Source organism: Micromonospora vinacea (genome assembly GCF_015751785.1).
Lineage (GTDB): Bacteria > Actinomycetota > Actinomycetes > Mycobacteriales > Micromonosporaceae > Micromonospora > Micromonospora vinacea.
In genome coordinates, this window is sequence record NZ_JADOTY010000001.1 from 6,973,261 (window position 1) to 6,993,773 (window position 20,513).

Annotated in this window: 17 protein-coding genes; 9 read left to right on the forward strand and 8 right to left on the reverse strand. The window is 66.3% G+C overall.

The window, feature by feature from the left end:
- Nucleotides 1-161: 161 nt before the first annotated feature.
- Nucleotides 162-488, forward strand: a complete 327-nt coding sequence (locus IW249_RS32490) for a hypothetical protein (RefSeq protein WP_196924276.1) — start codon at nucleotides 162-164, stop codon at nucleotides 486-488.
- A gap of 79 nt (nucleotides 489-567) precedes the next feature.
- Entirely contained in the window at nucleotides 568-927 is a 360-nt protein-coding gene (locus IW249_RS32495; RefSeq protein ID WP_196924277.1) for a hypothetical protein, read from the forward strand.
- 23 nt (nucleotides 928-950) lie between these two features.
- On the opposite strand, the gene IW249_RS32500 is transcribed toward IW249_RS32495, so the two are convergent.
- Together IW249_RS32500 and IW249_RS32505 are read right to left on the reverse strand one after the other, a co-directional pair.
- Complete coding sequence (locus IW249_RS32500; RefSeq protein WP_196924278.1) at nucleotides 951-1,496, reverse strand: SUKH-4 family immunity protein; 546 nt, start codon at nucleotides 1,494-1,496, stop codon at nucleotides 951-953.
- Nucleotides 1,497-1,577: 81 nt separating this feature from the next.
- Nucleotides 1,578-2,084: a hypothetical protein gene (locus IW249_RS32505; RefSeq protein ID WP_196924279.1), complete on the reverse strand. Its 507-nt coding sequence runs from the start codon at nucleotides 2,082-2,084 to the stop codon at nucleotides 1,578-1,580.
- 332 nt (nucleotides 2,085-2,416) lie between these two features.
- On the opposite strand from IW249_RS32505, the gene IW249_RS35305 reads away from it, so the two are divergent.
- The 3 genes from IW249_RS35305 to IW249_RS32520 all read left to right on the forward strand — a co-directional run bounded on the left by IW249_RS35305 (nucleotide 2,417) and on the right by IW249_RS32520 (nucleotide 4,176).
- A complete protein-coding gene (locus IW249_RS35305) occupies nucleotides 2,417-2,914 on the forward strand; it encodes a DUF4265 domain-containing protein (RefSeq protein ID WP_372433056.1) in 498 nt (165 codons plus the stop codon).
- Nucleotides 2,896-3,348, forward strand: coding sequence for an Imm1 family immunity protein (locus tag IW249_RS32515; RefSeq protein ID WP_231392752.1), 453 nt, complete (start codon nucleotides 2,896-2,898; stop codon nucleotides 3,346-3,348). Before IW249_RS35305 ends, IW249_RS32515 begins: the two co-directional genes overlap by 19 nt.
- A gap of 195 nt (nucleotides 3,349-3,543) precedes the next feature.
- Nucleotides 3,544-4,176, forward strand: a complete 633-nt coding sequence (locus IW249_RS32520) for a hypothetical protein (RefSeq protein ID WP_196924282.1) — start codon at nucleotides 3,544-3,546, stop codon at nucleotides 4,174-4,176.
- Nucleotides 4,177-4,923: 747 nt separating this feature from the next.
- Here IW249_RS32520 and IW249_RS32525 read toward each other — a convergent pair.
- From IW249_RS32525 to IW249_RS32535, 3 genes are all read right to left on the reverse strand, one after another.
- Nucleotides 4,924-5,373, reverse strand: coding sequence for an SMI1/KNR4 family protein (locus IW249_RS32525; RefSeq protein ID WP_196924283.1), 450 nt, complete (start codon nucleotides 5,371-5,373; stop codon nucleotides 4,924-4,926).
- A gap of 423 nt (nucleotides 5,374-5,796) precedes the next feature.
- Nucleotides 5,797-6,258, reverse strand: coding sequence for a hypothetical protein (locus IW249_RS32530; protein WP_196924284.1), 462 nt, complete (start codon nucleotides 6,256-6,258; stop codon nucleotides 5,797-5,799).
- A 467-nt stretch (nucleotides 6,259-6,725) separates the two neighbouring features.
- Nucleotides 6,726-15,824, reverse strand: a complete 9,099-nt coding sequence (locus tag IW249_RS32535; RefSeq protein WP_196924285.1) for a golvesin C-terminal-like domain-containing protein — start codon at nucleotides 15,822-15,824, stop codon at nucleotides 6,726-6,728.
- A 152-nt stretch (nucleotides 15,825-15,976) separates the two neighbouring features.
- On the opposite strand from IW249_RS32535, the gene IW249_RS32540 reads away from it, so the two are divergent.
- The 3 genes from IW249_RS32540 to IW249_RS32550 all read left to right on the forward strand — a co-directional run bounded on the left by IW249_RS32540 (nucleotide 15,977) and on the right by IW249_RS32550 (nucleotide 17,039).
- On the forward strand, nucleotides 15,977-16,102 hold the full coding sequence (locus IW249_RS32540; protein ID WP_196924286.1) for a VOC family protein: 126 nt from the start codon (nucleotides 15,977-15,979) through the stop codon (nucleotides 16,100-16,102).
- Between the two features lie 185 nt (nucleotides 16,103-16,287).
- A complete protein-coding gene (locus IW249_RS32545) occupies nucleotides 16,288-16,719 on the forward strand; it encodes a RusA family crossover junction endodeoxyribonuclease (protein ID WP_196924287.1) in 432 nt (143 codons plus the stop codon).
- A gap of 47 nt (nucleotides 16,720-16,766) precedes the next feature.
- Nucleotides 16,767-17,039 (forward strand): hypothetical protein, encoded by a 273-nt coding sequence (locus tag IW249_RS32550; protein WP_196924288.1) that lies wholly within the window; start codon nucleotides 16,767-16,769, stop codon nucleotides 17,037-17,039.
- Nucleotides 17,040-17,052: 13 nt separating this feature from the next.
- Here IW249_RS32550 and IW249_RS32555 read toward each other — a convergent pair whose 3' ends face one another.
- Together IW249_RS32555 and IW249_RS32560 are read right to left on the reverse strand one after the other, a co-directional pair.
- On the reverse strand, nucleotides 17,053-17,838 hold the full coding sequence (locus IW249_RS32555; protein ID WP_196924289.1) for a L,D-transpeptidase family protein: 786 nt from the start codon (nucleotides 17,836-17,838) through the stop codon (nucleotides 17,053-17,055).
- A 417-nt stretch (nucleotides 17,839-18,255) separates the two neighbouring features.
- A complete protein-coding gene (locus IW249_RS32560) occupies nucleotides 18,256-18,966 on the reverse strand; it encodes an HAD family hydrolase (protein ID WP_196924290.1) in 711 nt (236 codons plus the stop codon).
- 174 nt (nucleotides 18,967-19,140) lie between these two features.
- Here IW249_RS32560 and IW249_RS32565 point away from each other — a divergent pair, with 174 nt between their 5' ends.
- Nucleotides 19,141-19,737 (forward strand): hypothetical protein, encoded by a 597-nt coding sequence (locus tag IW249_RS32565; RefSeq protein WP_196924291.1) that lies wholly within the window; start codon nucleotides 19,141-19,143, stop codon nucleotides 19,735-19,737.
- 24 nt (nucleotides 19,738-19,761) lie between these two features.
- Here the strand turns inward: IW249_RS32565 and IW249_RS34920 are convergent, their stop codons facing one another.
- Nucleotides 19,762-20,340: a TetR/AcrR family transcriptional regulator gene (locus IW249_RS34920; RefSeq protein WP_307788783.1), complete on the reverse strand. Its 579-nt coding sequence runs from the start codon at nucleotides 20,338-20,340 to the stop codon at nucleotides 19,762-19,764.
- Nucleotides 20,341-20,513 lie beyond the last annotated feature (173 nt).

A 20,513-nucleotide genomic window follows, 5' to 3' on the forward strand; every position in this document is an offset into this window, starting at 1 on the left:
GTACGGCTCGGTAATCACCGCCGATCCGGCCGGTGACCTGGCCGTTTGGGTGGCCGGCTCTCCCTCTGGCGGCGCGTCCCACGTCCAGCGGCGGGGCCGCTCCCCGGCGCGGAGCCCTTCACTTCCTTGCCACCCGACGTGCCGGGATCCAGCCTGCACCAATGCGGGACGAGCCACACGGCACGATGCACGGCTGGATCTGGCGCCGGAACCTGCTGCCGTTCGTGGAGACGATCGCCTACCTTGTCCGGTACGAACTCGATCCGAGCCGCCTCACCGCCGGAGTCGACGGCTCCGACGCCGACGACGACCGCTGGTTCACCCTCGAACTGGACGGCCAGACGCGCGTCGAGCTGCACTTCGCGGCCGCGGAGGACAGCGTGCTGGTGGATGTGGAGTTGGACGGCAACGACGAGCGGTTCGAGGTCAGGGCCGCTCTGTTGCTCGACGTCTGCAGCCGCTACCAGCTGACTCCGCAAGCCACCTGAACCACCTCTCCTCCGCTGTCCCCACCCGGTTCGATCTCCGCCAGTCGGTCCCCGGCGACCCGGTCCTACCCTCGGCGGCATGCGCTACGAGATGGAGAAGTACCTGCCGTACGCGGCATCCCGCGTCATCACGCTCGAGGAGTTGCCCGGCCTGTACGTTCCGGACCACGAACCGGTGTTCGGCTACGGCGACGGCGACGATGACGTGCTGATCGTCTCGCTGCACGAGGAGTTCAGCACCGTTTCGCTGCTTCACGACCGCACCTGGTACTGGCTGGCGGAGTCACCGGCCGCGGAACTGGTGGAAATCCTGCTGTGCGGGCAGGAGTCGTGGGTCCCGGCCGGCGCGCTGGTGCGGCCGGAGACCGGGCTGGCCGCGCTGCGGCTCGCCCACGACGTGCCGGGACTCCTGACCGAGTTCATGTGGCGGGAGCAGTAGCTGCTCCCGCACGACCGGCCCGGTCAGGGGCTCCACCAGTCCACGTCTTCGACCGCGAAGTCACCGACGGACACGTCGTGGACGAAGGTCTTCCAGAACGAGCCCACCAGCTCGTAGGTCGCCGGGTCGACCGCGGCCAACAGGGCCTCCAGTCGTCTCGCGACGGACAGGAACGCCGGAGGTCCTGCGTCCGCCGAGTAGTAGGGATACACGCGCTCCGACACGAGCAGGCATTGGGCGAACATCTCGACGGTGGCGTTGACCGGGAAGGCATCGTCGAATCCTTCCGCGCCGAACAGAACCTGCCCACGCTCGACGTCGAGGAAGAACTGCTCGCCCTCGTCATAGCTTCCCAGCAACACGCAGACCTGACCGCGCCGGATCTGCGTACGGCCCGTCGGCTCGGCCGCCTCGAACAGCAGCGACCGCCGGGGCAGCCCCTGCTGGAGGAGGAACGCGCGGGCGCGCTTGTGGCGGATGACGGCCTCCTGGTGGGACGACCATCTCGTGACGCTCTCAGCGTCCCAGCGCTGGAGGAAAGCAACGGCCGCGAATTGATCAGCGTTCATGAACAAGCACACCTCGCGATCCGACGTGCCCGCTATCGGCCTAGGCTCCGGCCCAACGCAGCATCCCGTGTCGGCGTCCACCTACTCCTGCGCCGCAGTGCGGACGAGTTGCTTCTGATATTCGATCGCACGCATGCAGTTGGCGTTCGCGCGCTCGACGTCGAGGACGACAGGTTCCGCAGTTCCCAGCGGGAGTTCCGGCAGGTCCTCACAGTCACGGATGGCGTCGTAGCAGGCCGACATGATCGTCCACGTGAAGTCCACCGTGACGTCCACTGCCGATACTCCGACAGAATCACTCAGCGCGACAAAGAGCTGCCACAGGTCTTGAAGCTCGACCTCGTCGGCCAGTTCTGAGAGCTGGTCCTCGAGTTCCTCGAACTCCTCCAACTCGACATCCGGTGGCGACCCCGCCGCAGCCGCGCGAACGTAGTCAAGCGCTGCATCGACGGCGCCACGGCCCTCCCCTTCCAGCAGCTCACGCGCCCCGGACGGCAGAACCTCGACCGTCCACTCCAGCAGCCGCACGATCAGGTTGAGTTGCGAATCGGGGTCCAGCCGCCCGAGGATACGGATCTCGTCGGCCATCTCCCGGTCCCACAGAGTCGCCACCGTTGAGCCCCATCCACGTCTTGATTCAACACCCGGGAGGTACCCAACCACCTGCCACGCTGTTCGTACAGTCCCGCGCGGCGCCCGGCGATGACGGGCGGACGCACCCGTGCAAAGACCAGGTGTTGATCAGTTCTGGCTCCAGCGCGGCAACTTGACCTTGATCAACGTCCGCCCGGAGTGCAGCCTGTAACCTCACTGCTCGGAACTCCGGGCGCTCCGAGGCCAGCCCGGTCCTGCGCGGACCGGGAAGGTGCGGGGCCGCGTACGGAAAGAACGGACTTGTTCCCTTGGCGGAAGTCGTTCAGGTGTTGATCGGCACGACACGGGCGGGTCAGGATTCCTTCGAATCGCTGCTCGCAACCCCCGTCGGTCCAGACTTGTATGTGCTGGAACGTTCACCGCTGATGGCGGACGGTATGGCCCGCGGCGATACCGTTCGCATTGAAAATGGCGGGCGAACCTACCGAGTGGTTCGCGACGGCGACCACTACGCGCTGCAGATCTACTACCGCCGGGACCTGGAACTCGAGGACCTCAGAGACATGGAATCGCGGCTTGCCGAGGTCGGCGGCGAGATCGACGCACACGCCGCACGCGTGATTGCCGTGACATCCCCGCGGCACCGACCTCGGCGTTGGCCACTCTCCTTGACGGTCATCCGCGACGCGGGGACTTCGAATGGCGGATCTCGAAGTCTCCACCCACCGCCTAGCTGTCCCGATGTCCGGGGTGGCCCGCAGCCGATGGTCCTCGCGGGCGGGGGGCGTGAAACCAGAATCGCCGGTTGCAGGAGGGGTTGTTGATGCAGTTCCGGGTAGAGGCCTATTATCGCCCGCAGCATGACGACAAGCGTGAGTTGCTTACCGCGTCAGCGGATGTAGACGGGCTGATCGATTCACTGTTGGCGGGGCCGACTCAGCAGAATCTAGCGGAGCTGCATTCCCTGGAACGGTCACCTCTACCTTCCGGGACTCCCGATCATGAGTTGTTGGTCGGTGCCGACCATAGGCTTCAGGTCGGCGTTCTTGAGTTCATGGATGCCAGCGGAAACTGGACGACCGCAGGGCCAAAAGCGGGCCGCACTGAGGTTCGTTATTCGTGCGTAAGTCATGTGACGGAGTTCCCAGCGAATTCGGAGATTCCGATCGATCTGCTGCGCCGTGCGGTCAAAGAGTTCTGTCTGTCCGGTGGGCAGCGGCCCACGTGCGTCCAGTGGGAGAGGCCGAAATCCTGGTGATCCTCGGAGAACCTGGCCGTGTCGGCGCTGGGCACGGCCTTGGTCCGGCTGTTGCTGCGGGTATTCCGCTTACACACCGCCACCTCGTCGCACTCGCCGTGGGCAGCAATCTCGGCTCCCTGCCGATGGAACCCAAGTCGCACAGGCTCGAATAGCTCGATAGGAGTTCAACCACGTGAGCGAGAGGAAACTCCGGTGACGAACCTGGAGGAGCACATGCGCCAGGCGTCTCTGCTCGGCTTTGCCGCTCGTCAGAGTGCTGCCGCTCTCGTCCTCGTCCGATACTTTGGCTTCGATCAGGATCGGAAGTTCTCGCCCTGGTTCGAACAACATCGGGAAGCACTGTCGCAGGTGCGGGCCCTCGGCGCTCATGTCTACCGTTGGGCGAGTGCTGGCATCGAGGTACCCACCGAGCAATTTCGACAGGTAAGGGAAGTGGTCGAGCGCATTTTGGAGTCCAGCGATCCAGACGGCCCTCCCTTCGAGACGGAGATCGTTGACCATCTGGTGTTGGCAACGGAGGTCTTCGACTACTTGGCAGGGCCAGAGGATCTAGACCGGCTGAGACGTGTCTTCGAGCATGCCGAGGAACTCGCAGAGGCAGCTGAAGACATGGCGACTGATGAATCTTCGTCTGAAGATGCACAAGTAGCCGAGTTTCGTCGCCTGGAGGGCGAGATCCGGCTATTGGACTTGAGTGAGGTGCGAACTGCACAGGAGGCGTCGGATCGGGACCCCGTCCCACTCCTTCGTAGTGAGGCGTTCGCGCGGATCTATGCGGACGTAATCGCCAGCGGCTATTCCGACGAGGATGCCGGACGCTACTAGCGCCGCCTTGTCGGCGCCCGTCCTGTTACGGCGGCGCAAGCCGCGGCCAAGAACGTCCATGAGAACGCGTGAGCTACGCGGTCGACGGCGACTCGAACCCCGCCCTTCTAGAGCGCCAGCGGCCGCAGCGCGCATGGAGAGCGTTTGCCCACCTGCCCACCGCTACCGCTTCTGGTGACGCCCAAAGCGGCGGGTGCCCCGTTGTGGTTAAGCGGAGGCACCCGCTGCGGTGCGCGCTACTCTTCGACGAGGAATATTTCTAGCACGACCGGTTCAGCCCAGACGGCGTACGCAAAGGCAGGTCGCTCGACATCATGTCCATTGCTGTCGTCGATAACAATCGTGCGGGTTCGGGGTCCATAACGCACCTGGTACCTCAGGCCCTCCACGTCAACCGTCCCGCATCGTCCGTCTTTGCCCGGGACGCGCTCTCGGTCGAGTACCGACACGGGCCAGCCTTCCTTCTCGGCCTTGTAGCACCATAGGTCCAAGGCTCGTTCAAAATCTTCAGGAGCGGCGTAGACGCCGCCAGTCCTTCCGACTACATCGGTCGGATCGACTCTTTTGTCCATTACCTTGCCTGCCTCACCCCGAGCGGACGCTGAGATTGCCAGCAACTCTTGTCCCGTCCCAGATGTAGGTGCCTTTTACAGCTTCCGCAGATGAGTGAAGAGCCCACCCCTATCGCCAGGAATTGGCCCTTCACTCAATCAACGATTGCTCATCCTTCGTCTTCGTCTTCATCGACTACGCGGCACCACCAACTCTGGACTCATATTCCACCCAGCGGTCATCGTCGGCTTCGAGGGTGCCGTCGACATCCACGAAGAAGACACCGGTTTGATAGAGCTCGAGAAACCCATCAACCATCTCTTCGACCGAATGGAAAGAAATCTCCGTGTCGCCGCCGGACATGACGGTGAAGACACCCACTTCATGCAGCGACTCGTCGAAGACAGCAGCGTAGAAGTCACCACCACCGGAACCCAGCAACGGCACCCAGTGATCGCCCAACTCCGCGTCGGCGTCGATGTAGCCAGACATGATTGACTTAGCTTCGATAATCGACAGCGGCCAGTAACCGGGTATGACCGAGGCGTCATCCTGCGTCTGCCCGGGCGTGCCAGCGACTCCGTTGCTCCAGTTGAACCACTGAGCCACCACGTCCGGGATCGGCTCGCCGAACGCAGACTTCACGTCTTCCACGCCTGGGCCGGGAACACGCGCGGCAACCACCGGTCGACCAGCTGTAGCCAAGTGAGCCCACAGCGCCTCGAGTGACTGCGACAGCACAGGAAACCTCCCGTTCACCGACCACTGAGTGCGGCACGCCCGAAAGCAGACGCTCTCGATGTCCCTGCCTGGCAACGCCGCCTCCCGTGAGCGGGCGGGTGCCCTCCCCTGGACTCGTGAACAGACCCATGGCGGGTGCCGGGCCCCTCGCCGGCGCCACAACCGCCCGGCAGCCTGACGAAGACGCCCACGACAGGCACGAGCCGCTATTCGAGACGCTCTTCACCTAACCCCGCACAGACGTGAGGCCGGATCACCTGTCGTGGATCCGGCCTCACGTGTGCCAGCGCCATCAGCGCCCGTCATTGACGTACGACGCCATCCGCCTCAACGTCCGAGTGCTTCGTTCACGAGCCTCTTCTGAAAGGCGATCGTCTCAACGCACCTGGCGTTCGCTCGCTCGGCTTCCACCGTCCACTCCGGCAGTTCCTCTCGATCGAGAAGCCCTTCATAGCAGAAGGAGAGGACGCCGTAGAGAACCTCACCCGTCAGCCCCTCAGGCGCGTCGGCACAAGCCAAGAGGGCGGACAACATGTGCGATGTGCCGGGCTCGTCCGCCACGTCCAGGACGTCCTGATACTCGTCGAGCATCTCCTCGGAGAGATCGATCTTGTCCCGGCCGGCCGACAGCGCTTCACGGCCGGCCGCCATTCCCCGATCCAGGTAGTCGGTGATTTCCGCTGTCTCGATCTGACCCATCTTATCGCGGGTCCATTCCATCACTGCCATTGCCAGGGCCAACCGCTGCGGGGGCTGAATGCTCTGCAACTCATCCCGCAAGGGCTGCATCTCGTGGTCCCAAAGAAGCAACTGGTCCTCCAGTTTTCGCTATCGCCCAGTGAAGCGATCCAAAACAAACATGGTCAAGAGATTTCGGGACAGTGAACAGTTGATCCTCGCTGATGCCACCCACCCCGTCGACCGCTCTGCTGACCCGATCAGGACTGGCCAGGTGGCCGGTATGGCGATCGCCCCGCAGTGCGTTCCAGCCCACTCCACAGTGGCGGACCAGGGAACGGAAGCGCATGACGCGATCATACAGACTTGTTGACTAGCCTGCTCCGCCGCACCTCACGCCGCGGCCACAGTTGCTCTTCGATGCGTCGACGCTCAGGACGAAGATCCGGCCACCGGTGCAGAGTAAGCGAAGACCTTGCGTGGCATGCGACCAGCCACCGCCTCCCGAGATTCCCGAGGAGGCGGTGGCTGGCACCAATCCGACAGAGTCGGTGAACTACCCGACCGGCAAGGTGCGGTTAGCCGACGCCGGCCCCCCACCTACCGACTACTCGGATGTTCGGATACTTACCGCTTCCAATTCTGCCGCCACAGTTCTGGCCCGGTTTACCGGTGGGACGCACCAGGCCACAAGGGATTCGAGAGGTTGCAATGCGACCGTCGGATCCCACCTTGCCCTTGTCGACGGCATTGAGCATGATCTGCTCGGCATCCGTCTGGTTCGGGCCTCGCAGGTCCGCGCCGGAAACTCGCCGGTAGCCGAGCTTCTCGGCCAGAGCGCGAGCATCCGGGTTGGTGTTGTTCCGATTGACGGTGTAAACAAGCTCCCCATTGAGGTGACCCGTACTCACCGTCGTCCCGTTGTACGCACGGTCTCCGTACCTCGTTTGCCAGGTTTTGGCAATTGCGTCGGCATCGGCCTGGAGTTCCGCGTCCGTCTTGCAGGAGTTGTTGTGGACGAGGAGCGGAGTGCCATTTGCGACCACGTAGTAGCTGTGGACGCCATCGACGGTGAGGTTGTGAACCCGCTCGTGCCTGACGGTCTGCTTGACCGCCGTGATCTGAACCCAAGTCCCAGCAGCCGTCTGCAGCCACATGCCGGGCTTGAGCTGCTCGGCCTTGGCCCACACGCCGGCGTCGGGGAGCCAGACCAGGTGGGCATCAGTGGAGGTGATGCTCCCGGTCTTGGAGCCGTCCTTGCCGTCAAGGTCGACGGTGAAGGTGACGAAGGTCTTCTTACCCTCGACGCTGCGGGCGTTGGTGACGACACGGTCCTGGTTCTGGCCGGTCTCCACGTCGGTGGCCAGCACCCGGTCGCCGACCTTCAATTCCTCGATGACCTTGCTGCTGCCGTCGGCCATCACCACCTTCGTGCCTGGCACGAAGCTGTTGGGACGAGGAGGAACGCGGCAGGAAGGTGCGGACGGCTCGTTGGGCTTGGCACTCGGCGTATTGGTGGGAAGCGCCTTCTGCCCGTCGACGGTGGCCTCGACACCCTTTTCGAGGTCCTTGGCCGTGTCGATACCGTCGGCGATCTTCTTACCCGTCTTCGCCAGCTTGGCCGCGGCCACCGCGTTACCCGCCAGCGGGATCGCGGAAGCCATCGACAGAGCCGCGTCGACGTAGTTGCCCTCAGCGGCGTACCAGATGCCGTTGGCGACGTCGGCGACCTCACCGATCACCGGCACCATCCCGGCGACGTCCAAGGCGGCGTGGCCGATATCCGACCACGACATCCCGAACAGGTGCCCGTCCAGCTCGATGAAGCTGACCGGGTTACCGCCGGCAAACGAGTAGCGGTTACCCGTGAACGGGTCCATCGCCAGACCCATGTCGGCCATGGCGCCGCCATAGGTGTCCCGCGTCAGGAACCGGTTCAGACCCGGGTCGTAGTTACGGAACCCCATGTCGTACGTACCCGAGCCCGCGTCCCACCGGGAAGCGTTGAACCGGAACGCGTTGTACGGCTCCTCACCCTCCGGCTGCGCACCCGGCTTGTCCACGCCGGTGAACTGCGACTCGTCGTCCGAGCCGTACGCCGTGTAGCCGTACGTCGCCCGAGTCTTGCCGTCCTCCTTCGTGATACCGATGACGTCACCGCGCGGCCGGTAGATGAACTGCGAGTACTCCCGGCTGCCGTCATCCTTGTGCTTGATCTGGGTCAGCTGCTGACCCCACGGGGCGTATTGGTACGACTTCTCCGCCTTGCCGGCGATCTCCTCGCGCAGCACCTGGTTGTCCATCCCCAGGTACGTGAACAGGGTGGTCTTGCCGTCCGCCGTCTGCGACACCGTCCGGTCGAACGGGTCGTACACGTAGGTGGTCGACTTGGCCGTGGCGCCGACACCCGCGGTGGTCTTCGCGGTGCGGTCGAAACCGTCGTAGTAATACTTCTGCGCCCGCTCGCCGCCGACCGACACGGTGTCGAGGCGGCCCAGCGGGTCGTAGTTGTACGTCTCCGTCACGCCACCGGTTGTGGTGGAATGCAGCCGGTTCCGGTCGTACTTGCTGGTGCTCGTCGTACCGGCGACCGTCTGCGACACCGTGTTGCCGTTGGCGTCGTAGACGTAGGTCTCGGTCGACGTGCTGTCACCGGTCTTGTCGAGCTTGGCGATCCGGTCCTGCGGGTCGTAGTTGAAGACGTACGTGTTGTCGATGTAGTCCGACCCGTTGTCGGCGTTCATCAACTTGAGCACGTCCCGCGACGGGTGCCCGTTGGCCTGGTACTCCAGCGTGTGCTCCGCGACGGTCGCCCCGCCGGAGGTCTTCTCCAGCTGGTGCTTGGTGGCGCCGTCGAGGTAGTACTCGAAGTCCACGGTGTTGCCGTTGGGCTTGGTCTGCTTGAGCATCTGCCCGCGAGCGGTGTACGTGAACGTCGAGATCTGCTGGTTGCCCGCCGTCGGCGAGTCGGCGTTGGTCACCTTGGCGACCATGTCCCGCGCGTCGTACTCGATCTTCGACCAGGTGAGGTCGTGGGTCGAGGTGAGCGGGTTGCCGTTGTCGTCGTAGGTCAGCGCCGTGGTGTTCTTCGGCTCCGTCGCGGTCCCGACGAACTCCTTGACCGACGAGATCTGGCTCAGCTGGTCGTACGCGATGTCGTACCGGTCAACCTTCGCGCCCGGGCTGAGGTCCTTGACCTCGACCAGCATCCCGTTCGGGTTGTACTTGTACGTGAACTCCTTCTTCTCGTTGTCCACGTCACCGGCGTTGTCGCGCACCAGCTTGACCGCGTCGGCGAGCACCTTGCCCGTCGCCTGGTCGGTGACGGTGATCTTCTGGACGCCGTCCTCAACGAACGGGTAGCTGCCCAGGCTGATCCAGGAACCGGTGTTCTGGGTCTGGTTCACCGTCTTCACGACGCTGCCGCCGCTGTGGGTGATGGTGAACTTCGCGTCCGTCGCGGCACCGCTGACCTGCGGGTGCCGGACGAACACCTCGTAGCTGCCGTCCCGGGGGATGTTCAGCTGCCAGTTGAACTGCGCCGACCCGCTGCCCGCCGGCGCGGTGGCCACGTCGTAGCCGTAGTTCCCGGTCGCGGCGCCGCTGGTCCAGCTGCCCTGCGAGGCGGTGTTGTTCGAGTCGGAGTTGTCGACCAGGACCACGTCCTTGCCGACCGGCAGGCCGTCCTCCGATCGCCCCTTCTCGTTGCCGGACTGGTAGTACTCCCACGTCATCGTCCGCGTGGTCGACCCGCCGGCCGAGCTCAGCGTGTTCTTGGTCTGCTGGCCCAGGTCGTTGTAGTCGTACGAGTTGACGATGTCCCACGGGTCCTTGGACGTCTTCGTCAACCCGTTGTCGTAATAGGTGTACTCGGTGTCGTTACGGACGCTCTGCCCCTCCGACGGCGGCGCGCTGACCTTCTTCAGGTTGCCGATCTCGTCGTAGGTGTAGAAGGTCTTGTCCGGCGTGTTGTAGCGGCTGTCGTCCTTGTCGTAGGACGACCACTCCTCCTTCTTGCGGTTGAGCGCGTCGTAGACGGTCACCACGGCGAAGTCGTCGGCGTCGTCGGCGGTGTCCACACCGCGTGGCGTGATCGCCTTCGTCTGGTTGCCGACCTGGTCGTACTCGTACTTGCTCGTCCGGTAGACGTTGTTGCCGGAGGCGTCCTTCTTGTGCGGCACCTTCGACTCGACCAGCGCGCCGCGGGCGTCGTACGTCGCCAGCGACTCGTTGCCATCCGCGTCGGTGGTCCCGAGCGTCAGGCCGTCCTTGTCGTACCGGGCCGTGGTGAACTTGCCCACCGCGTCGGTGGTCTTGACGACCCGGTGGTTCCAGTCGTAGTCGAACTTCGACGTGTAGTCGTCCGCCGCGCTGGCGGTCTTCTTCGCGTCGTAGAGGACGGTGACGTTGCCGACGTTGTCGTACTCCGAGACCACCTTCTGGCCGAGGCCGTTGGTGACCTCGATCGGCTGGTAGATCGCGTCGTACTTGGTGGTCGTGGTGTAGTCACCGACCGTGGAGGTCAGGTTGCCCTGCGGCTCCGTGGCGGTCAGGACGTTGCCGACCTTGTCGTACGTCGTGGTGCTCTTGCGCTCCGGGTCGGTTGCCACGTCCTTCGGCGCGTACGACTCGGTGACCTGGTCGGCCTTGTCGTAGACCGAGGTCGACTCCGCTCCGTTGGCCGCGTACGCCGTGGTGATGTTGTCGTTGGCGTCGTAGACCGGGGCCTTGGTCGTGATGAAGCGGTTGTTCGCCGCGTCCATCGGCTCGACCTTCGCCTTCGGCCGGCCGAAGGTGTCGTACGCCTGGGTGACCTTGGCGTTCTTGCCGTTCTTGACCTCGAGGGTGTTGCCCCGGTCGTCGTACGTGAAGTACGAGAAGCCCGGACCAGGATCCTCGATCGTCGTCGGGTAGCCGCTGGGGTGGAAGGGACCGTACTTGGTGGTGTTGCCGTTGGCGTCCTTGGCGGTGAGGAGTTGGCCCCACTCGTCATAGGTGCTGGTGCTCGTGTAGTCACCGGCGGTCGCCGTGGTGTTGCCCACCGGATCGGTGACCGTCTCGACGTCACCCTCGGCGGTGTACGTGAAGGTCCACTTGCGGCCCTCCGAGCTGGTCTTGCTGACCACCTCGGCCACGTAGCCGTTGAGCTGGCGCTGGTAGGTCAGCGCCGTGCCGGGCCAGCCGTTCTTGACCGCCTCGGCGTCCTTGACCAGCGTCGGGTAGCCGGTCTTGGCGTCGTACGCCCAGGTGGAGACCGCGCTGTTGGCTTCCTCGAGCCGGACCACGTTGTGGTCGTCGTCCCAGCCGAACTTCGTGGTCTCGTTCTTGGCGTTGGTGGTCTGGTAGGCCCGCCCGTAGCCGTCCAGCTGGTAGGCCGTGGCGTGGTTCTCGGCGTCGGTGACCGTGGCGTTGATGTTGTTGCCCTGTGGGCCGTCCGGGTCGACGTAGCCGAACTGGGTCAGGTAGCCGAGCCGGTCGGTGTACGACTTGGTGGTCCAGTGCCACTTCGGGTCGTCGCCGGCCTGCGGGTAGTTGTAGACCAGGTTGGTCGCGTTGCCCCGCGGGTCGGTGGTCTTGACCAGCTTGACGTTCTTGTTGCCCTGGGTCATGTCGTAGGCGAACTTGAACGTCTTCGGCGCGCCGTCGGTCGAGCCGGCACCATCGATCAGCTCACCGAGCAGACCCTTGTCGGTGTACGCGAAGCTGAGCTTCCGCCCGGAGATGTCGGTGATCGCCGAGATGTGGTCGATGATCTTCGGGTTGGTCAGGCCGGTCCCGGTCTTGCGGGTCCAGGTGACATCGTCGATGTAGTCGTAGGTCTGACCCTTAGCGAAGTACTCGACGGTCAGGGTCTGACGGCCGGTCGCGTCGAGGATGTACTTGAGGAACTTCGTCGGCTTGTTGTTCGACTTGCGCTCCTCGTACACGAAGCGCATCTCGTTCTGGTTGTTGTCCACGATGCTGGACAGGAAGCCCTCGCAGTCGTAGAAGAACTGCGTCCGGTCCGGCCGGGTCAGCACCCACGCCTTCGGCTCCTGGACGTTGGGCTTGCAGTCCACGCTGCTGTACTTCTGCAGGTAGAGGTGCACACCCTTCGGGCTCTTCCACTCGTTCGCCGCCGCGTCCCAGGTGAACCAGTGGCTCGTACCGTCACCGTCGGTCAGCGTGACCTTGGTCGGGTTCGGGTTCGGGTGGAAGTCCAACGGCGTGCCCAGGCGCATCAACGACGACGCCTGCAGCGACCAGCCGAACCCGGCGACCGAGTCGCTGGTGTCCAGCGAGTTGTAGGCCAGCCGCACGAACGTCGACAGCCCGCGGGACGGGTTGTTGATCGCGTTGTACGACCACACCGTGTTGCCGGAGTAGAGGTTGTTCATCAGCGAGCCGCCGGCGCCGGTGTTCTTCCCCGCGTACGAGTAGAACTTCTCCAGACCCAGCTGGTCGGAGGTCGGCTCCTCCACCGCCACGTTCTGCGGCAGCGGCTGGATCGCCGGAGTGGTCTCCGACAGCTTCTTGCCGGTGAGCTTGTTGCGCAGATCCCACTGCAGCACGTAGTCGGTGCGCTTGTTCCCGTCCGTCGACGACGGCGGGGTCTTCACCTGCGCGGCCACATCGACCGTGCCGCCGGCCGGGACGCTCTTCGGCAGCGCCGTCTTCAACTCGAAGGTGGCGTCCGCGCCGTCGGTGATCCCGTCGGGCCGCTTCCAGTCGTACGCCAGCTCCCAGTCGGTCGGGTTCCACGCCGCCAGGGTCGGGTTCGACAGGGTCATCGGCACCGTGTACGTGGCGTTCGGCGTCGTCAACGCCGGCGTCGAGGCCGCGTAGTAGGTCGACTCGGCATTCTGCTCGAGGTAGGTCACCTCCAGCGTCGGGCGCAGCAACGGCTCCTGCGCCTCGGACGACAGCAGCATCGCCCGCGCGGTCTGGTTCACCTCGTCGCGCTGACGCAGCAGCAGACCGTTGTTGCTGGTCGGGGTGGTCACCCAGCCCTTAACCGCAGCGGTGATGTCCCAACTCGCCCACTCCGGGTCGTTGGTGAAACCGGTGGTACCCGCCTTCCAGGTGGTGTCGTAGTCACCACCCGCCGTGGTCCACGCGTTGACACCGTCGTAGGTGTTCCAGGTCGCCTTCGTCTCGGTGAACGCCCGCTTGAGCTTGTAGACGTCCACGTACTCGTCGGTGTCCGTACCCGGGAACAGCGACGTGTTGTACAGGCGCAGGTCGGCGTCGACGACCTGGGCGTCGGTCGGGATCCCGGTCAGCGTCGGGAACTTCACCAAACCGTGGGTGTCGCCGTAGTAGGGCGAGTTGTTGCCCGGGCTGACGTACGGGTCACCGTCGTAGACGTCCACGTTCTCCGTCGGCCGGCTCTGCGCCAGCGTGGTGTCCGTGGTGCCCGTGCGGTAGATCCGGGTGATCTGACCCGCCTTCGGCAGGATCGCCGACTGCGTCGGACCCGCGATCAGCCGCCCGTCCTTGGTCTTGACCGCGACCATGTAGTAGTAGAACTTCCGCGCCAACGGGTCGGTGTTGTCCGCCGGCGTGGGGACCGCGGTGGTGTCCTGGTAGGTGCGGGTCGTGCTGGAGACCGGCGCGACCAGGGTGGCCGCCGACGGCGTGTACTCCTGGAAGATGCTGCGGTGCACCTGGTACTCGGCGATGTCCGTGCCCGGGTAGGCCGGCCAGTCCAGCACCGCACCGGTCGAGGTGATCGTGGTCGGCGGGTTCACCGCGATACCCGGGGTACCCCAGGTGACCACCAGCTTCGGCAGGTTGTAGTCCCGCCGCGCATTGTTGTACGCGAACTCCGACGCCTCGAAGATCGGGCCGCCGCGGCCCTTCTTCGCCTCGTCGACCGCCTTGACCATGAAGCCGTAGTTCGGCTGGGACTTGTTGACCCACTCCTGCACGGCGTTGCGGACCGGGAACGAGCTCCAGACGTTGGAGACCGCGGCCTTCTTGGTGGTCACGCCCCAGCGGGTGAAGCGGACCGCGTCCGCGATCACCGACTTGCCGAGCACGTCGCCGAGGACGACCTTGCCGGTGGTGCCGGCGACGAACGGGTGTACGCCGAGGGTCTTCCACTCACCGAGACCGCTGCCGGTCTGGTCGACGTTGTAGGTCTTGGACCCGCCGTTGTAGTAGACCGTGTAAGGGGCGTTGGTCGGCCGGTCCGCCTCGGAGACGTAGTGGACCTCGACCTGGTAGTCACCCGACTCGGTGATGGTCGGCACCCAGGTGTGGGTGTTCCCGGCAGTGGTGTCGCTGTTGTAGCGGTAGTCGCCGTTGATCGCCAGCGGCGTCAGCTCGGCGTTGGCCGAGTACGGCCAGGTGCCGCTGATCGACGTGCCGGAGTCACCGTCGTCCTTGGTGACCATGTTGCCGGCCGGCTGTGCGGCCATGTTGGCGTTCATGTTCGACCAGTTCGCGGTGCTGTCCGTCCACGGCTGGGTGACCCGCCGGGCCTCCATCGCCACGTCGAAGCCCCACGCGTGATGGGTCTGCGAGTAGTACATGTCCAGCCGCGCGTCGTCGATCGGCGTGTTCGCCGGGACCGAACTGACGTCGAACTTGACCAGGGACCGCCACGACTGAGAGGCGTCCGTGCCCACCTTCAGCTGGTAGGTGTCGTTGTAGTTCGTGGTGGTGGCGCCGGAGTAGATCGCGACGTCCTGCGCGTCGGTCGGCACCGGCTGCACCTTGATGGTCGGGTCGACGACCACCGGGTACACCCGCGCCGAGTCCGCCAGCCAGCCCGCGTCGGGGGTGACGGTGACCGTCGTGGTGGCACCGGACTGCGTCACCTTCTGGGTGACCTTGTCGCTCCACACCTTGCCGTGCGGCGAGGCCTTGTCGTCCTTGTCGTCGAACATGAACGGCGCGGGCATCTCGAAGTACGTCCGGCCGCCGTCGCGGCCGACGAACGCGATCGAGCCGTCCTCGCGCTGCTGCGCGACCAGCCCCGCGGTGTCCAGCGTGAACGTGTAGGACACCGGCGCGGCCGGGGCCTTACGCAGGACGATCTTCTCCTTGAGCGCGGTCGACGTGACGTCGTAGACCACGTCCGCGCCACCGGCCACGCCGGGGTAGGTCACCGTCGAGCCGGACACCTTCGGCGTGACCGCCTGCGGCGCGCCCGCCAGCCCCAGCTCGATGCTGCGGCCGTCCTGCTCGAACCGGGCCAGCTCATCCGAGCTGTCCCCGAAGAGGCTGGTGAAGGCGTTCGTGCGGTTGCCCTGGACGTAGCCCTTGTCGTTGGTCGGCCGGATGGTGGTGTCGATGGGCTGGTAGCGGCCCTTCGAGTCCTTGTAGTGCACCGGCACCGCGGAGATCTCCGCCTGGGTGCGCCCGTCGGACAGCTGGTAGGTCTTGCCGTTCGCCGTACGCTTGCCGGTCAGCTCCTTGACCCGCTTCTGCGCCGGCCACGCCTTGCCCGCCGGCGTGTTCTCCTGCACCGACAGCCCGGCGCTGATGACCTCCGGCCTGGGCCGGTCCGGCCCGTCGCCGACCAACCCGCGGGCGGCGCCCCCGAGCCGGTCGAGCAGACCCTTTCCGTCGTCGTCGGCGCTCGCGGCGCCTTCCGGTCTCTGTTCGGACAGGACCTGCGTCCCGCCCAGGGTGGCCGCCAGGGCCACCACCAGGGCCGCGATCAGCGGTCCCCGTAGCTTCCTTCTCACCCGTTACCCTCCGGTCAAGGGCCAATACGTCGGGTAGAAGCTAGGGAGAGGACATACACCGACAGCTATCGTCCGGCTATCTCGCGACGGTATCGGCGGCCGGGCCCGTTTCAAGGATCTCTGCCTCGACGCCGCGGACCCGCTCGCGCTCGGTGGCACTGATCACGGCTGGCGCGACGCTGCCGCAAGAACCGCTCGACCAGGCGCACTGGTGGTGGGTGCTGGCCGACCCCGAGGGCAACGAGTTCTGCGCCTTCGCACCACGCCCCACCGGGTGAACGACCGACTACCCAGCGCGGGCGGCGTCGGCTAGCGTTTTCCTAGCGCCGTAGCCGGCGCGTTCGCCGCCGCCGTCGACACGCCTCCGGCCGACCCATGCCTGCCCGATCGGTTGGTAATCGCGGGAACGTCCCACCGCCGCTGCCCCGGTTCGGCAGGATCGTCCCAACGAGGAGGTGCCGTCGTGCAGGACACCCGCGCTCTCGCCCTGACGTTCGAGGTGAGCGGCCTGCCACCGGTCAAGACCGAAGCGTTGTCCATCTTCGCCGCCGGGCATCGGCAGGCGACGAGGGTCCGCACCCTGCTCCAGGCCGCCCTCGCCGCGGCCCAACGCACCGGCTGGACGCCGTTGCCCGGGCCGATCGAGGTGGACCTGGTGTTGCGCTGCCCGCCCGGGCACCGTACGTCCGACGCCAGCACCCTGCTCGGCGGCGTCTGCGCGGTGTTGCAGGACAAGAAGCGGGTGTCGACCATCGGCCTCGCCCACCTCGGCGTCCTGGTGGACGTCGCCCTGTACGACGACGACCGGCAGATCCGCCGGTTGTCGTACCACGAGGAACCGGCGGAGGACTTCTCGTACCAGGTGCGGGTCGCCGCCGTACCGGCCGGGGTTTGACCGACGTCCGCGGTGGGGTACCGCGGACGCCGACGAAGGGAGCACCGATGTCGGAGCCACATGTCACGCTCGACCCCCGCGGGCTCGATCCTGTGCAGCAGAAGCTGCGCGGCCCGCTGGAGGAGCAGCTGACCTCGGCGCTTCAGGCCGCCACCGACCGGGTCCGCGCCGGCTACGCCGGCGAACCGGTCGAGCAGGTCTGCCAGCGACTGTTGGAGGAGACCCGCTCCGGGTTGCACCCCGACATCGCTGCCGGGTTCAACCCGGACATGGACGAGTTCTGCCGGGTGGCGGTGTCGATCGTCCGACGCGAGGGCTGAGCCGCCACGCTTCTCAGTATCGGCTGAGCTGGGCGTACGGGCTGAGCACGATGCGCGGTGACAGCGCCGGGTCCAGCCAGTTGAGCACGTCGACCAGGTGATCGTGGGCGAGCGAGACGCAGCCGGCGGTGGCGTTGCCGGCGGTGGTGCTGAACTGGTGCAGGAAGATCCCGCTGCCCGCGTTCGGCACCGGCTTCGCCACGTTCGGCGGCATGTTGTAGGTGATCACCGCGAAGTGCGTGTACGCGGGAACCTCCTGCCACAGCGCCTCGCTGGCCCCGCCCGGGTTGGTGGCACTGTGCTGGAAGGTGTTGTACAGCGCGGACGACGGGTTCTCGTTCCACCAGTCACCGCTGACCAGCCGGTGGTAGGGGAACCGCACGCCCGGGTTGGCGGCGATGCCGTACATGGTGGGGCCGATCGAGTAGACGCCGGTCGGGGTGGTCGGCACACCCTCCACGTGGTTGTCGCTGAAGCCCTTCGAGCCGATCCGGGCGGGCAACTTCGCCGCGGCCGGCTGCCAGCCGTTGCGGACCCGCACGTACGCCTCCAGCGTGGCGTAGGTGGTGGTGTAGCTGGTGGCGCCGACGATGATCACCTGCTTCGTCTCCGCCGGCAGCGTCCGCAGTTCACTGGCGCGGTTGTGGAGCGGCAGCGCCGACCGGGGGCCGGGCACCGGGGCAATGCCCCAGGTCGGGCGCAGCGGCCCGCTCGCACCGAGTGCGGGTGCGGCCGGGGTGAGCACCGCCGGGGCGGCCAGACCTGCCGCCGCGCCGAGCAAAAGGGACCTGCGCTTCATGCCGCCATCCTGACAGTCGATCTGGCGAGCGGTCTGCCCCGCTCGCCACGGTTGAACGATTCGCCGGCCGGGTCAGGACCGGGTCCGCAACTACCCGGCCCTGACCCTCGGCCGTCCGACAGGGAAGCGGACAGCTCCGGCACCCCGCGGCGCGGGCGTGGCACGTGACGCCGCACGCCGGAACGGGGTGGGCCAGCCACTCCGTCAGCACTCAGCTCCACGGTGCTCATCCGCCGAACGCCGACGCGCCCCCCGACCCACCCCGAAAGGCCGCGAGCGCCGGACCAGGCTAGGTGGGCTCCGGTCGACCGGACAAGCCGCGTCGGACCGTCGGAGGCAGGAGTGATGCCACGGGGAAAAACAGGCATCTCGGCGTAACGCGACCATGATCGCCGACGCTGTTTGGCTTCGGTACGGTCAGAAGTGCCGCAGCAGGTCCCGGAACGCGGCGAGCCGCAGCACCGCGTCGTCGGTCGGGTCCAGCTCGTCGTCCTCCAGCACCCAGGTGTTCGCGTTCGGAATGAACACCGCGTTCAACCCGGCCGCCCGGGCCGGCAGGATGTCGGACTTCGGGGAGTTGCCGATCATCCACGCGTCGGCCGGCGCGAAGTCGTGCTCCCGAGTGAGCCACCGGTACGTGTCGACGTTCTTCTCGGGGACGATGTGCGCGGCCCCGAAGTGGTGCAGCAGGCCGCAGGCGTCCAGCTTGCGCTGCTGCTCCTCCTGGTCGCCCTTGGTCAGCAGCAACAGCTCGTGCCGGCCGGCCAGCTCGTCGAGCGCGTCGGCCACCCCGGGCATCAGCTCCACCCGGTGCTCGACCAGGGCCACCGCCAGCCGGTCGATCTCCTGGCGTTCGGCGTCGGTGGCCGGCCGCTCCCGCAACCGCTCCAGGCACTCCGCCAGGCTGCGCAGGAAGACCTTGCTGCCGTACCCGTGCGCCACCGCGTTGGCCCGCTCGATGTCGTCGAGGACGGCCCGCAGCTCGGCCCGGTCCAGGGTGGGGTGGTCCAGCCAGCCCAGGAAGTCGTCGATCACCCGCTCGAAGACGACGTTGTTCTCCCACAACGTGTCGTCCGCATCGAAGATCAAAACCTGCGCCTGCCGCCGCGCCGCCACGTCGACCGTCATGCGATCCCCTCCCCCATACCACCGACTGAAAGACCGAGGGACAGGATAGGTGGGACACGATTTGAGATCTTCCGGATTTTCGTGAACCGTTCCGTCGCGGCCCGTCGTCGTGCGAATGCGACACCCATGATGATTTCCGCCCGACAGCTCGGGACGGCTCTTGAGGAGTACGGCATGGTCACCATGAAGTGGATCATCGGCGCGGCGGTGCTGGTCTGCACCAGCGCGCTGGTGGGATGCCAGGGCGGTGCCGACAAGCCGGCGGGCACGCCGACGGCAGCGGCTCCAGCCACCTCGGCAGCTGCGGCGACCGACCCACTGCTGTCGGGCAAGCGCGAGGTCACGATCACCAGGGTGCAGGGTTCCGGGGAGGCCCTGGAGATCAGCGGGCGGCTCGAGGAGGGCGGCGACACCGGCGGTCGCACCCTGTTCGTGCCGACGCCGATCGGCGGCGACCGGTACGTGATCAAGGCATTCGGCGTGAAGGACGACCACCCCGCCAACGACGACCCCTCCTGCTGGCAGGTGAACGGCCTGGACATCGAGCCCGAACTGACCATCGGCGCGGTCGTCTGCGACCCGGACGACCCGATCCAGCGGTTCACCATCATCGCCAAGGGCGACGGCACGTACGCGATCGGCAGTGAGACCCGATACCTCCAGCACCTCCCCGGCAACGGCCTGATCCTCAAGGAGTTGGGCAACGCCAAGCTGAACACCACGTTCCGGTTCACCGACAAGGGTCCGGCCGACCGCCAGCCCATCAACTGACCACGATCGAGGGCGGCGGCGCGGTCACGGCCACCGCAGCAGCCGTTGCGCGATCAACGCTTCGCGGTCCTCCTGCCCCTCGGGTCGCAGCCGGCCACCGCGGGTGAGCATCACCACGCCGTGCAGCAGGCTCCACCCCACCTCGGCGAGGGTGTCCGGGTCCCGGCCCTCGGCCAGCGGGGTCAGGGCCGCCCGCAGTTCGGCGAAGACCGCCCGCGGCGCGGCCGGCACGCCATCCACGCCGAGCGCCAGGTCGGGGGTCAGCGCGAGCATCGCGTCATAGACCTCGGGATTGGTGTACGCGAAGTCGAGGTACGCGGTCGCGACCGCCGGCCAGACCCCCTCGGGGCTGCCGGCGGTCTCGGCGTGCGCCTCGGCGAGATCGGCGGCCAGGTCGGCGAAGGCGCACACCGCGACGGCGGCGATCAGCGCCTCCAGATCGGCGAAGTGCCGATAGATGTCGCCCATGTCGATCCCGGTTCGTTCGGCGAGCCGTCGGGTGGTCACACCCGTCCAGCCCTCCGACTCGGCCAACTCTCGCGCGACGGTGACGATGAGGTCACGCCGGTCCTGTTCAGTGGCCTTCTCGTCAGGTCCGGGCACGCCCACGAGCGTAAGGGCGTACACCTGCCGTAGCGGCCGGGTGACGGATTGGTGACTCTTGTGGCGGGCCCGCCCTCTCCTCCACGTGCCACAGCCGCCCTCTGGCTCGTTAGGTGAGGAGATCACCGCGACGGGAGGGCACGTGGCCGTTCGGCGACACCGGCGCGTGGCGA

Bases quoted from the DNA above. Each gene is read 5' to 3' on its own strand.
- IW249_RS32565 (WP_196924291.1), top strand. From the start codon at position 19,141: ATGGTCACCATGAAGTGGATCATCGGCGCGGCGGTGCTGGTCTGCACC.
- IW249_RS32560 (WP_196924290.1), bottom strand. From the start codon at position 18,966: ATGACGGTCGACGTGGCGGCGCGGCGGCAGGCGCAGGTTTTGATCTTC.
- IW249_RS32495 (WP_196924277.1), top strand. From the start codon at position 568: ATGCGCTACGAGATGGAGAAGTACCTGCCGTACGCGGCATCCCGCGTC.
- IW249_RS32555 (WP_196924289.1), bottom strand. From the start codon at position 17,838: ATGAAGCGCAGGTCCCTTTTGCTCGGCGCGGCGGCAGGTCTGGCCGCC.
- IW249_RS32530 (WP_196924284.1), bottom strand. From the start codon at position 6,258: ATGCAGCCCTTGCGGGATGAGTTGCAGAGCATTCAGCCCCCGCAGCGG.
- IW249_RS32500 (WP_196924278.1), bottom strand. From the start codon at position 1,496: ATGAACGCTGATCAATTCGCGGCCGTTGCTTTCCTCCAGCGCTGGGAC.
- IW249_RS32550 (WP_196924288.1), top strand. From the start codon at position 16,767: ATGTCGGAGCCACATGTCACGCTCGACCCCCGCGGGCTCGATCCTGTG.
- IW249_RS32490 (WP_196924276.1), top strand. From the start codon at position 162: ATGCGGGACGAGCCACACGGCACGATGCACGGCTGGATCTGGCGCCGG.
- IW249_RS32505 (WP_196924279.1), bottom strand. From the start codon at position 2,084: ATGGCCGACGAGATCCGTATCCTCGGGCGGCTGGACCCCGATTCGCAA.